The sequence below is a fragment of the Serratia sp. NFX21 genome, from assembly GCF_048517035.1.
Classification (GTDB): Bacteria; Pseudomonadota; Gammaproteobacteria; order Enterobacterales; family Enterobacteriaceae; genus Serratia; species Serratia quinivorans.
On record NZ_CP183196.1, the window covers coordinates 5,182,790 to 5,195,120 of the forward strand.

The 12,331-nt window shown below is 58.0% G+C and carries 10 protein-coding genes; 4 read left to right on the top strand and 6 right to left on the bottom strand.

The features are described 5' to 3' along the window. The first annotated feature begins 35 nt into the window (after positions 1-35). Positions 36-2,501: a glycerol-3-phosphate 1-O-acyltransferase PlsB gene (gene plsB, locus ACNT1W_RS24270; protein WP_012147156.1), complete on the top strand. Its 2,466-nt coding sequence runs from the start codon at positions 36-38 to the stop codon at positions 2,499-2,501. 57 nt (positions 2,502-2,558) lie between these two features. On the opposite strand, the gene ubiA is transcribed toward plsB, so the two are convergent. Beyond that, positions 2,559-3,452 (bottom strand): 4-hydroxybenzoate octaprenyltransferase, encoded by an 894-nt coding sequence (gene ubiA / locus ACNT1W_RS24275; protein WP_218216759.1) that lies wholly within the window; start codon positions 3,450-3,452, stop codon positions 2,559-2,561. Further along, entirely contained in the window at positions 3,449-3,973 is a 525-nt protein-coding gene (gene ubiC / locus ACNT1W_RS24280; RefSeq protein ID WP_012147158.1) for a chorismate lyase, read from the bottom strand. Before ubiC ends, ubiA begins: the two co-directional genes overlap by 4 nt. Before the next feature lie 392 nt (positions 3,974-4,365). Between ubiC and ACNT1W_RS24285 the strand changes: the two genes are divergently transcribed. The 3 genes from ACNT1W_RS24285 to ACNT1W_RS24295 are packed head-to-tail and all read left to right on the top strand — an operon-like array spanning position 4,366 to position 7,778. Continuing rightward, positions 4,366-5,748 carry an MFS transporter gene (locus ACNT1W_RS24285; protein ID WP_112362618.1) on the top strand — a complete coding sequence of 461 codons (1,383 nt, stop codon included), beginning with the start codon at positions 4,366-4,368 and terminating at the stop codon, positions 5,746-5,748. A 22-nt stretch (positions 5,749-5,770) separates the two neighbouring features. Then, positions 5,771-6,772, top strand: a complete 1,002-nt coding sequence (locus ACNT1W_RS24290) for a LacI family DNA-binding transcriptional regulator (RefSeq protein ID WP_017894213.1) — start codon at positions 5,771-5,773, stop codon at positions 6,770-6,772. A 22-nt stretch (positions 6,773-6,794) separates the two neighbouring features. Then, positions 6,795-7,778 (top strand): nucleoside hydrolase, encoded by a 984-nt coding sequence (locus ACNT1W_RS24295; protein WP_012147161.1) that lies wholly within the window; start codon positions 6,795-6,797, stop codon positions 7,776-7,778. Between the two features lie 55 nt (positions 7,779-7,833). Here the strand turns inward: ACNT1W_RS24295 and malM are convergent, their stop codons facing one another. The 4 genes from malM to ACNT1W_RS24315 all read right to left on the bottom strand — a co-directional run bounded on the left by malM (position 7,834) and on the right by ACNT1W_RS24315 (position 12,245). Further along, a complete protein-coding gene (gene malM / locus ACNT1W_RS24300) occupies positions 7,834-8,742 on the bottom strand; it encodes a maltose operon protein MalM (RefSeq protein ID WP_115183639.1) in 909 nt (302 codons plus the stop codon). Positions 8,743-8,837: 95 nt separating this feature from the next. Further along, on the bottom strand, positions 8,838-10,142 hold the full coding sequence (locus tag ACNT1W_RS24305) for a maltoporin (RefSeq protein ID WP_012147163.1): 1,305 nt from the start codon (positions 10,140-10,142) through the stop codon (positions 8,838-8,840). A gap of 29 nt (positions 10,143-10,171) precedes the next feature. Continuing rightward, the gene (gene malK, locus ACNT1W_RS24310) at positions 10,172-11,281 is read right to left on the bottom strand and encodes a maltose/maltodextrin ABC transporter ATP-binding protein MalK (RefSeq protein ID WP_419246259.1); all 1,110 of its coding nucleotides are present in this window, start codon (positions 11,279-11,281) and stop codon (positions 10,172-10,174) included. Beyond that, the gene (locus ACNT1W_RS24315) at positions 11,274-12,245 is read right to left on the bottom strand and encodes an alpha-amylase family glycosyl hydrolase (RefSeq protein WP_419246260.1); all 972 of its coding nucleotides are present in this window, start codon (positions 12,243-12,245) and stop codon (positions 11,274-11,276) included. The genes malK and ACNT1W_RS24315 overlap by 8 nt, the downstream gene beginning before the upstream one ends. Positions 12,246-12,331: the final 86 nt, after the last annotated feature.

Sequence of the window (12,331 nt, forward strand, 5' to 3'; positions counted from 1 at the left end):
TGCGGCGCATTGCTAACAAGAGGCTTCACGTTGTTATGTCAGGTTGGCGTAAAATTTATTATAAACTATTGAATTTACCACTCAAACTGTTGGTAAGAAGTAAGGTTATCCCTTCAGATCCGGTCACGGAGTTAGGGTTGGATCCCTCACGGCCGATTTTGTATGTTTTACCTTATAATTCCAAGGCGGATTTGCTGACGCTGCGCACCCAGTGCCTGGCGCAAGATCTGCCCGACCCCCTCAATCCGCTGGAGATAGACGGCACCGTGCTGCCAAGCCACGTGTTTATTCACGACGGCCCGCGCGTATTCCGCTACTACACGCCGAAAGAAGAGTCGGTAAAACTGTTCCACGACTATCTGGACCTGCACCGCAGCAATCCGGATCTCGACATTCAGATGCTGCCGGTTTCGGTGATGTTTGGCCGCTCTCCGGGGCGCGAAGGTCACGGCACACCGCATCTGCGTCTGCTGAATGGCGTGCAGAAATTCTTCGCCGTGCTGTGGCTCGGCCGCGACAGCTTTGTCCGTTTTTCCAATACCGTTTCGCTGCGCCGCATGGCCACCGAGCACGGTACGGACAAAATCATTGCGCAGAAACTGGCTCGCGTAGCGCGCATGCACTTCTCGCGTCAGCGTCTGGCCGCCGTCGGCCCAAGCCTGCCGGCCCGTCAGGACCTGTTCAACAAGCTGTTGGCGTCCAAGGCGATCGAAAAAGCGGTCGAGGACGAAGCTCGCAGCAAGAAGATTTCCCACGAAAAAGCCCAGCAGAATGCCATTGCGCTGATGGAAGAGATCGCTGCCGACTTCTCTTACGAGACGGTGCGCCTTTCCGATCGCGTGCTGAGCTGGACCTGGAACCGACTGTATCAAGGTATCAACGTCACTAACGCCGAACGCGTGCGTCAGTTGGCGCAGGACGGCCACGAGATTGTTTATGTGCCCTGCCACCGCAGCCACATGGACTACCTTCTGCTGTCCTACGTGCTGTATCACCAGGGCCTGGTGCCGCCGCATATTGCTGCCGGTATCAATCTCAACTTCTGGCCGGCCGGGCCGATCTTCCGTCGCCTGGGCGCTTTCTTTATCCGCCGCACTTTCAAAGGCAACAAGCTGTACTCGACGGTATTCCGTGAATACCTCGGCGAGCTGTTTACCCGCGGTTACTCGGTGGAATACTTTGTTGAAGGTGGCCGTTCCCGTACCGGACGTTTACTGGAGCCGAAGACCGGCACCCTGTCGATGACCATTCAGGCGATGCTGCGCGGCGGTAGCCGTCCTATCACACTGGTGCCGATTTACATCGGTTATGAACACGTGATGGAAGTGGGTACCTACGCCAAAGAGTTGCGTGGCGCGACCAAGGAAAAAGAGAGCCTGCTGCAGATGCTGCGCGGCCTGCGCAAGCTGCGTAATCTCGGCCAGGGTTACGTCAACTTTGGTGATCCACTGCCGTTGACCGCTTACCTGAACCAGAATGTGCCACAGTGGCGCGAATCCATTGACCCGATCGAAGCCCAGCGCCCAAGCTGGTTAACGCCGACGGTCAACGATTTGGCGGCCAAGATTATGGTGCGCATCAACAATGCCGCCGCCGCCAACGCCATGAACCTGTGTTCCACGGCGCTGCTGGCCTCACGCCAACGCTCGCTGACCCGCGAGCAGTTGCTTGAGCAGTTGGAATGCTACCTGCAACTGATGCGCAATGTGCCTTATGCCGGTGACGTTACCGTACCAACCCAAACGCCGGATGAGTTGCTGGATCATGCGCTGAACATGAACAAGTTCGAGGTGGAGAAGGATAACATCGGCGATATCATCATCCTGCCGCGCGAGCAGGCGGTGTTGATGACCTATTACCGTAACAATATCCATCATCTGTTGGTTCTGCCATCGCTGATCGCCACTATCGTGATGCATCACCGCCGGGTATCGCGCGCTGAACTGCTAAGGCAGATTGGCCTGATTTACCCAATGCTGAAGGCTGAACTGTTCCTGCATAACGACAAGGAACAACTGCCGGAAGTGCTACGACCACTGATCGACGAAATGATCCGTCAGCAACTGATCTGCGATAAGGGTGACGATCTGGTGTTGAATCCGGCACGCATCCGTCCATTGCAGTTGTTGGCCGCCGGTGTCCGCGAAACGCTGCAGCGCTATGCCATCACCATGTCGATCCTCAGTGCCAATCCAAGCATCAACCGCGGTGCGCTGGAGAAAGAGAGCCGTATTATGGCCCAGCGTCTGTCGGTGCTGCATGGCATCAACGCGCCGGAGTTCTTCGACAAGGCGGTGTTCTCCACCCTGGTGGCGACGCTGCGTGCAGAAGGCTACATCAATGACATCGGCGATGCGGTCCGTGAGCACACCATGGAGGTCTACAACATGCTGAGCGATTTGATTACCCCGGAAATCAAGCTGACCATTGAGAGCGTCAGTATGCCGGCGGAAACCAACGCGTTGCCGGAAACGGTCGCAGCGGAAGAGAAAGAAGACTAATCCATTGATACAAAACAAAAAGGCACCCTAGGGTGCCTTTTTTATTGCGGTAACGCCTTAACCCTGCCAGTAACTCAGAGCAATACCGATAAACAACACCAGCCCGACATAATTGTTATCCATGAACGCCTTGAAGCAGGCGTCACGCTCACGGGTGGCAATCTGTTTTTGCTGATGGATAAACAAGGCGCCCGCCAGCAACAGCGACCAGTAAAAGGCCCCGCTCATCTGCGTCAGATAACCTACCCACAGCATCAGCAGCAGCGTGGCGAACTGCAGCAAACCGACGATCAGCTTGTCGTAACGACCAAACAAAATGGCCGTAGATTTAATGCCAATCTTCAGGTCATCGTCACGGTCAACCATCGCATATAAGGTGTCGTAAGCCACCGTCCAGCAAATATTGGCCAGCAGCAACAGCCAGCAGCTCAGTGGCAAGGATTCACTGACGGCGGCATAGGCCATCGGGATCCCCCAGCCAAACGCCGCGCCAAGAACAAACTGCGGCAGATGAGTGACCCGTTTCATAAACGGATAGGCCCACGCCAGCGCCAGCGCCGCCAGTGACAGCCAGATGGTCATCGCATTGAGCGTCAGCACCAGCCCGAACGAGACAAGCACCAACACCACAAACAGCACCTTGGCCTCTTTCTCGCTCACCCGGCCACTCGGCATCGGACGAGCGGCAGTGCGTTTCACGTGGCCATCTACAGCGCGATCGGCGTAATCATTCACGACACAACCAGCGGCACGCATCAGGAAGACCCCAACCACGAACACCGCCAGGATAGACAGCGACGGCACGCCCTTGCCCGCCAGCCACAGTGCCCACAGCGTCGGCCACAGCAACAGCAAGGTGCCAATGGGTTTATTAATGCGCATCAGATGGCTATAAGCCTGCCATTTGCTTTGATTCACGCTTCCTTCCAAGGTTTTTTCTCTCCTCATCATTCGGGAACCGAACTTCCTGTCGCGTACAGCGGCGAAGCCGGTAAAAACAGTTCGGTCAGCAACAGCGGCTTACCCGCCAGCCGCAGGCGGGAACGGCGCGCCCACAGTGCATCTTGCCGTCCAATATGAATGTAATCGCGAGTCAGTTCATCGCTGCTGAACAGATAGCGGCCCAGTGGCAAGGTACCCAAATCCACCAATGCCAGATCAGGGCCGGTCAGAGTTTCCAACGGGATCACCGTACGCCCCAATAGCCAGGGCTGGTTATCGCCCAACAACACAACTTCACGCAGCCAATAGCGCGGACTGTCCGGCAGGTGTTCTGCCTCTTCCCCCAGTTGGTCGCGGGTAACAAAACATTCGCGCTGCGGTTCGACGTGCACCCGCCCACAGTGGCGTTCAAATCGGCGCGTCATGGAACCTGGTTCCATCAGCCAATCGCTGACGGCGGCGGGTGCCGGAGGATGTTGCGCGGATAACCACTCCAGCGGCGGTAGGATCGAATCCCTATTGCCTGACATTGTTCTACTCCATGCCTGACGCCGCGCCCTGCGGCCGCGCCAGACCAGACAAACTGTTAACAGGCGCCCATTGTAACGCAGAAATTCAAAAGCGGCAGGCTGATTCGAGGGGTGCCACACAGCAAAACTTCGCGCCTTAAAGCACCACCTTGTCATCTTTCTGCCATCTGTTTTCTTTACCTTCATTCTCCGGCGCGGTGGGGATTATGTGATCCTCAGCAAATTTTCACTCCTGCAGCATTGTTTTATCTACGCGCGTAGATACCCTTGTTACTGCAGCGTTGAATCGCCAACAGTTCAAAACTTTGTCAGCAAACCTTCTTGCCGACACCAGGGAAACCATCTTTAACGGCGCCATTTATGGCGCATGACGAAAAGAGGATATCAATGCCATGAGCGAAACAACGCTTGCAACCCCACAGGCCACCGACGAAACCTTGGCGGCCGATGAACGTTTGACCACCAAAGAAGGGCGCGGCCAATTCTGGCGCGCCACTTTCTCGTGCTGGCTCGGCACGGCAATGGAGTATGTCGATTTCGCCCTGTATGGCCTGGCGGCCGGCATGGTGTTCGGCGACGTGTTCTTCCCCGAAGCCACCCCAATGGTGGCGTTGCTGGCCAGCTTCGCCACCTACTCCGTCGGTTTTATTGCTCGTCCTATCGGCGCGTTGGTTTTCGGCTGGATTGGCGACCGTAAGGGCCGCCGCGTGGTGCTGCTCACCACGGTAGCGTTGATGGGCGTCTCTACCACCTTGATCGGGCTGATCCCTTCTTACGCCCAAATCGGCGTCTGGGCCCCCACCTGCCTGGTGATCTTGCGTTTTGCCCAGGGCTTCGGTGCCGGGGCAGAGCTGTCCGGAGGCGCGGTGATGCTGGCAGAATACGCACCGGCCAAACGCCGTGGTCTGGTCGCTTCGATCATTGCGATCGGCTCCAACAGCGGTACTCTGTTAGCCTCGCTGGTCTGGTTGCTGGTGTTGCAATTGGACAAGGCCGATCTGATCGCCTGGGGCTGGCGCATTCCGTTCCTCGCCAGCATCCTGATCGCCGGGGGCGCTCTCTACCTGCGCCGTCACGTGCGTGAAACCCCGGTATTTGAACGCGAACTGCAACAAAACCGTCAGCGCATGCTGGACAACGCTCCCGTGGCAGCGGATAACCGCAGCTACCTGCAGCGCACCAAAGCCTTCTGGATCATGCTCGGCCTGCGTATTGGTGAGAATGGCCCGTCCTATCTGTGCCAGGGTTTTATCGTCGGTTATGTGGCCAAGGTGCTGATGGTGGATAAATCGGTGCCGGCGCTGGCGGTGATGATCGCCTCGCTGTGCGGTTTCCTGGTGATTCCGCTGGCGGGTTGGCTTTCTGACCGCTTCGGCCGCCGCGTCACTTACCGCTGGTTCTGCCTGTTGCTGGTGCTGTACGCCTTCCCGGCCTTCTGGCTGCTCGACAGCCGTGAGCCGGCGATAGTGATTTCGGTGATTGTGGTCGGCATGTGCATCGCATCTTTGGGCATTTTTGGCGTGCAGGCGGCCTATGGAGTGGAACTGTTCGGCGTCAAAAACCGCTACTCAAAAATGGCTTTCGCCAAGGAACTGGGGTCGATCCTCTCCGGCGGGACCGCACCGCTGATCGCTACCGCGCTGCTGGCCGGTTTCGGTCACTGGTGGCCTGTTGCCTGCTATTTTGTTGTAATGGCAGGCATTGGCTTAATCACCACCTTCTTTGCACCGGAAACCCGCGGCCGCGACCTTAACCTGCCGCAGGACGCGGTGTAATCAGGGCGTACAGGAATCCAACTTGGATAATCAATCCGCGCGGCGTATCACCCGCGCCGACGTCGCCCGCGTAGCGGGCACCTCGGTCGCGGTAGTCAGCTATGTGATCAATAACGGTCCGCGCCCGGTGGCAGAAGCTACCCGTTTGCGGGTGCTGGCGGCGATCGAGCAAACCGGTTACCGGCCGAACGACATCGCCCGGGCGCTGGCTTCGGGCAATACTCTGACTTATGGATTAGTGGTTCCCGATATTTCCAACCCGTTTTTTGCCACAATGGCACGGGCACTGCAGCGTGAAGCCTTCAACCATGGCCGCGTGCTGCTGTTGGGGGACGCCGGCGACGACCGGCAGCACGAGCACGATCTGATTAACCACCTGCTGCGCCGTCAGGTTGACGGGCTGCTGTATACCAGCGTCGATCGTCATCCCTGGTTTGATCTGATCCGCAATTCCGGCACCCCCTGCGTGATGATAGATACCATCGACAGCCATGCCGGTATCAGCGCCATCCGCGTTAATGAACGCGACGCCGCCTGCCAGGCCACACGCCATCTGTTGCAGCACGGCTATCGGGAGCTCGGCATTTTTGTTGGCCCGCTGACCATGCTCAACGCACAAGATCGCCTTAACGGCTGGCGTGACGCGCTGATTGAGGCGGGTATTACGCCGCGTGAAGAATGGATTTTTGAAGCCCCCTATACCCGACAGGGCGGCTATCAGGCCAGCCAGAAAATGCTGCAAGGCCCCCGCCCACGCGCCATATTCACCTCCAACGAACAACAGGCACTCGGCTGTCTGTCAGCGCTGGCGGAACATCAACTGCGCGTGCCGGACGATCTGGCTATCATTTGCTTTAACGGCACCCAACAATCCGAATTCAGCGTGCCGCCGCTCAGCGCGGTCGAACAACCGATCGACGCCATGGCCAGGCAGGCCATCGCCATGTTGGCCACCGGTACCGCGCAGCCAGAACTGCACGAATTCGCCTTCCAGCTGCATATCCGCCGATCGTGCGGCTGCTAGTTTATTGATTCAGGTAACTGCTATGCGTTTGATTATTGATTGCGATCCCGGCAACGGCATTCCCGGCGCCAACGTTGACGACGGGCTGGCCCTGGCGCTGGCGCTGGCGGCCAAACCTCAGCTCTCACTGGAGCTTATCAGCATCGTGGCCGGCAATACGCCGCGCGACGTCGGTTTTGCCGTGGCCAGCCATTTGTTGCAGCAAACCGGTTATCAGGTGCCGGTGGTGGCTGGCGCAACGCGAGCATTGAGCGAAGCGCCAGAACCCTGGCGCACCCATCTGGATCGGGCGATTACCGATCCGCAGCTAGCCACCCTGTGGCGTAATACGCCTTATCCCCAAGCCGCCACAATACCCACCCCCAACGCCGCCGTAGCGATCGGCGAGTTGATCTGCAATCACCCCGGCGAGATCACCCTGGCAGCAATCGGCCCGCTGACCAACGTCGCCCATGCCTTGCAGTTGTACCCGCAGATGGCGCAGGCGGTGAAGGAAATCGTGATTATGGGCGGGGTGTTCAACGTCGAGGGTTACATCAAGGACACCAATTTCGGCCTGGATCCGGAAGCGGCCAGGCAGGTGCTGACCAGCGGTGCCAATATCACGCTCGCCCCGCTGGATGTCACCACGCAAACCATGCTGACTCAGGCCGACCTGGCCCAAATGACCCAGCCGGATACGCCACTGTGCCGCTACCTGCGAACCACCACTCAGCCCTGGATCGACTACTCTCGCCATACCCGCCATCTGCCGGGCTGCTGGATCCATGATGCACTGGTGATTGCCTGGCTGCTGGAACCGCAGTTGGTCACCACGGAGGAATATTTTGTCGACGTGGCGCTGGAAGGAGCCATAACGCGCGGCAGTTCCCGTCGCTGGCGACCGGAAAGTCTGCGACTGACGGTCGGCATGCCGGAAGCCGAAGGTCGACCGGTGCGGATAATGCAGCAGGTGGACAATGCGCGCCTGCTGGCGTTGATCGGTGAAACACTGGCCGACGAATGAAAAAAGGTGCGTCGGGGCGCACCAATCATCAAGCCAGCATCGGCAGCGTCGGGTACTACCCCTTGCCTTTCACGCTGCCAATAAACGTTTCACGCGCTGTGGTAGAACCCAGTTTTTCAGCCTCATTCATCAGTTTCAGCGCTTTATCGATATCCCCCGCCTTCACTGCCTGTTTGATGCCGTTGTTAAAGTAACTTTCGGTATCATTCAACATCGGTTCCGCCGGTTTGGTTGGAGCCGGTGCCGGAGTCGGTGCTGCAGCAACCGCCGCGGTTGATCCCACCACCACTGGTGCCGCCGCCGGTGCCGGTTGCAGCATGCCAATCATGATATTGCCACTGCCCTGCTCGGCAGTAACTTTCAGTTTGATGGTGCCGCTGGTGCTGTGGCTGGCGATCGGATCCGGAATATCCGGTACCGCGTTACCCACGCCCTGCGCATAAGCCTTCGCCGGGTTAGTCAATTGAGTGGTTTTCGCCAGATCCTGACGGGTGGTGTATACCAGCAAATAAATCTGCTTTTGACCCAGTGCCGGCGTCAGTTTCAGCGTGCCCTCAAGGCGATCGGATGACATCGCACCCGGTGGCTGATAAGGGAAATAGCTGCTCGGGTAATAGGCCGCCGGACGCAGGTGTTCATCCAGCACCAAGACGCTAGGTGCATAAATTGAGTTGTTCTTGCTGATGCTGCTCAGTGTGACTTCCAGCGAACCGCGATCGGCCGGCAGCGTATAGGCGGCGATAGCGCCCTGAATATCACCCTGATTAATTTGCGGGCTGACATTATCCAGTTTCACATCCTGGCTGACCGGTGGCACCAGCGGTTGCCATGGCAGGCTTTGCAGCGTGCTGGAACTAATAGCCGGAGCTATGGATACATTGGCCGGCGTATCGGCATTGGCCACCAGTGGCGCACCAACGGTAAGAGCCAGTGACAGGCATAGAGACAGCAGATTCTTTTTCATTGTTATACCCCAAGGTAACCGACGCGGCTCAGGCAAGAGAGACGATGTCGGCGAATACAGGTTGGGGAGAGCACCTGGCTCTCCCCGTTATCTCATTACCACCAGATTTCCATCTGGGCGCCGAAGGTGACTTCATCGTCATTGCCACGGCTGAAGGTGTGCATGCTGGTGTCGTTATACGCGGTGCCGGCTTTCAGACCTGGATTGCCCTCTGCGTCGCTGGAGGTCGCGTAGCCCCATTTCTCATCCCACTTGGCGTAGGTCGCAAATACGCGGATAGCCGGACGTGACCAGATGCTGTTGCCCGCCTGCCACTGTTGCGCCAGGGTGACCTTGTACTGGCCGTTGCGATCGCCAGTGCGCTGGGATTTCACGTTGTCGTAACCGGCTTCCAGCAGGGTGCTCATGATAGGCGTCCATTTGTACATTGGGCGCACGCCCACGGTGTACCAGGTGCTGCCGTTGTTGTTGTCGCGATCGATGTCCTGGAACATGGCGACATACATCATCGCCCATTGATCGTTGAAGTCGATGGCACCGTGATCCAGCACGCGGATCATCTTGCCGTTGTTGTCGATGGTTGACCCCTGGTTACGGCCGTTGTTCTGCGAGGTCATCGAATCTGTGGCGTATTGCAGCACGAACTTGTTGTAGCCGGTCAGGATGCTCTGGGTATGTTCCGCAGTCACCAACCAACCGTCTTTGCTGGCGCCATCGGCCAGGCTGTAGCCGTCCTGCGCGTTAGCCCGACCGTAGTCCAGCCCCAGCTCCAGGGTACCGCCCGGGTTCAATTCCAGACCGGCCAGACGCACGTCGAAGGTGTCGTTGACGGTCGGACGTTGGTCCAGTTCATTATCCAGATAACCGTAAGAACCGCCGGATTCGGAGTTGCGGGTCACGGCAGCAGACAGTTTGCCGAAGCCCAGATCGATATTCTCCAGACCGGCACCCGGACCTGAGATATCCCAGTAGTAGAAGTCAATCATGTGAACATCATGACGCTGATAGAAGCGCTTACCGGCCCACATATTGGCCCCCGGCAGCCATTCGATCAGGTTTTTACCCTGCACGTTCACTTCACGGAAGCCTGGCGTCACGTCTTCCCAGTCGGAACGTTGTGAAACCGAGTAAGCCAGGTTGGTATCGAAGTAGAAGCTTTTGTCGCCCTCTTTCCACACTTCCTGACCCAGCTTCAGTTCGGCGTAGGTTTCACATTCGTTACCGAGACGGTATTTGCTGTCGGCGCCGGTGGCCTTGAAGCACTGTTGCTCACCGCCACTGCCGGTCCAGCCGATGCCGGAACGGGCATAGCCTTTAAAATCAACGGCCATGGCCTGAGTGGTGAGAACACCAGCGGCGATTGCCAGTGCCAGAGGAAGTTTGCGCAGAGTAGTCATCATTATTCTCCTGTTATACAGACTGTGATGCTTTAAACGCCCGGCTCCTGGTGCAGCCGTTTACATGCCGTACCGTCTTCACGGAACAGATGGCAGCGGTGAGGCGGCAGGCCGATGGCGAATGTTGCACCTTCTTCTACCAGCACCACGTCGTTCTGGCGGTAAACCAGGTTTTGACGAATTGCCGGGATTTGGATGTGGATTTGCGTCTCGTTGCCGAGTTGCTCCACCACCTGTACGTCACCGGTCAGCCGAACTTCAGAGGCATCACCAGGCAACAGATGCTCCGGGCGAATGCCCAGTGACATGTTCGAGCCGGCCTGCACCTGCGAGCCTTCCACCGGTAACCACACCAGTTGACTGTTAGGCAGTTCGACCTGGACCTGTTGAGGCTCTACGGCGGTCACTTTGACCGGCAGGAAATTCATTTTCGGCGATCCGATAAAGCCGGCGACAAAGCGGTTGGCTGGATAGTGGTACAGCTCCAACGGCTTGCCGATCTGGGCGACGCGCCCGGCATCCAGCACCACGATCTTGTCGGCCAGCGTCATCGCTTCGACCTGATCGTGGGTGACGTAAATCATGGTGCGCTGCAGACGCTTGTGCAGACGGGAGATCTCAATGCGCATCTGTACCCGTAGCGCGGCGTCGAGGTTGGACAGCGGCTCATCGAGCAGGAACACGTCCGGCTCTGCCACCAGCGTACGGCCGATCGCCACCCGCTGACGCTGCCCGCCGGACAGCGCTTTTGGCCGTCGGTCGAGCAGGTGAGCCAGTTGCAGCACTTCCGATACCTGATTGACCCGCTGATTGATTTCCGCTTTTTTAGCCCCGGCCAGCTTCAGGCCGAACGACATGTTGTCGGCCACCGACAGGTGCGGATACAGCGCGTAAGACTGGAATACCATGCCGATGCCGCGCTCGGACGGCGGCACCTCATTCATACGTTTATCGCCGATCATCAGCTCACCGGAGGTTATGTCCTCCAGCCCGGCGATCATGCGCAGCAGCGTCGATTTGCCGCAGCCCGATGGCCCGACAAACACCACAAACTCACCGTCATTGATCGTCAGATTGACGTCTTTGGAAATCACCGTTTCGCCGAAAGCCTTATAAACGCTGCGCAATGTGACGCTAGCCATGCGTTACTCCCCTGCTTTCGCAGTTAACATTTCGTGTAAAAATGGCGGACGCAAAACCCGCCAAAACCCATTGATGACCCTCTTGCTGTGCACCGTGCTGCCAAGCCAGTGGCAAGGTCGCCTCAGACGGTGCGGCCGCCTGAGTATAAGGCTGCAGGTTAATCAGCGCTTCAAGGCATTGATCCTGATGGGTAATAAGTAATCTAACGACACCATTACTCTGGCTGACCGCGCTCAATTCCCCCTGCTGGATCACCGCTAAACGGCGCAGCGCCAGCAAGGACTGGCAGTAACGCAAGGTGGATTGGTTGTCATACTGCTGGCGACTGATGGCCAGCGCGCGATGTTCAATCGCCACCTGCTGATACCAGTGGATCTCACCGGCGGTCACTTGCTCAGGGGCTTCATGCCAGGGCATCGGCGTTTGCGCGCCGAGCGGATCCTGCAGACCAGCGGCGTGCGGCAAGCCCAGCTCTTCCCCCTGATACAGGCAAATGGGTGCGGGCAGCATCGCCAACAGCGTCAAAAAGGCATCGGCGGAGCGCAAGTTACCCTGCCCCCAGTGGCTGACCACCCGAGGCTGGTCAGCATCACCGGTGCTCCACAGGCTTTCTGCCAACGTGGTGCGGCGAGCATTCAAAACCTCAACCAGCCTCTCCACGCTAAAGGGCACCACTTCCAGCGCCAGTGGGCTGCGCAAATATTGTTGCGGTGCCGCGGCGCGACGAATGTGGTTTGGCCCGTCGCAGTACCACAGGGCCAACCCCTGGGCAACGACCGCCGCTTCCTCCTGGGCCGCCAACACCTGTGGCAACACCAGGCCGTCAATCGACAGCGTGCTCAGGTAGGGCAAGGCCGCAATCATGCCGTGGGTGTCGCCCACTCCATCCCCGTTTCCATCACGGAAACTGACCGGATGGATCCGATACAGGGTGGGTTGAGTGGCGGTAGGCATTGGCGACATAAATCCGGTTCCCTGCTGCTCGTGGCGATAAAAATCAATGTGGCCGATAGTGCGGCAAACCCCACAAAGGGTAATCATCCGTAACA

Excerpts from the sequence above, each read along its gene's own strand:
- ACNT1W_RS24315 (WP_419246260.1), bottom strand. The coding sequence starts at position 12,245 with ATGTCGCCAATGCCTACCGCCACTCAACCCACCCTGTATCGGATCCAT.
- malK (WP_419246259.1), bottom strand. The coding sequence starts at position 11,281 with ATGGCTAGCGTCACATTGCGCAGCGTTTATAAGGCTTTCGGCGAAACG.
- malM (WP_115183639.1), bottom strand. The coding sequence starts at position 8,742 with ATGAAAAAGAATCTGCTGTCTCTATGCCTGTCACTGGCTCTTACCGTT.
- plsB (WP_012147156.1), top strand. The coding sequence starts at position 36 with ATGTCAGGTTGGCGTAAAATTTATTATAAACTATTGAATTTACCACTC.
- ACNT1W_RS24305 (WP_012147163.1), bottom strand. The coding sequence starts at position 10,142 with ATGATGACTACTCTGCGCAAACTTCCTCTGGCACTGGCAATCGCCGCT.
- ubiC (WP_012147158.1), bottom strand. The coding sequence starts at position 3,973 with ATGTCAGGCAATAGGGATTCGATCCTACCGCCGCTGGAGTGGTTATCC.
- ACNT1W_RS24295 (WP_012147161.1), top strand. The coding sequence starts at position 6,795 with ATGCGTTTGATTATTGATTGCGATCCCGGCAACGGCATTCCCGGCGCC.
- ubiA (WP_218216759.1), bottom strand. The coding sequence starts at position 3,452 with ATGATGAGGAGAGAAAAAACCTTGGAAGGAAGCGTGAATCAAAGCAAA.
- ACNT1W_RS24285 (WP_112362618.1), top strand. The coding sequence starts at position 4,366 with ATGAGCGAAACAACGCTTGCAACCCCACAGGCCACCGACGAAACCTTG.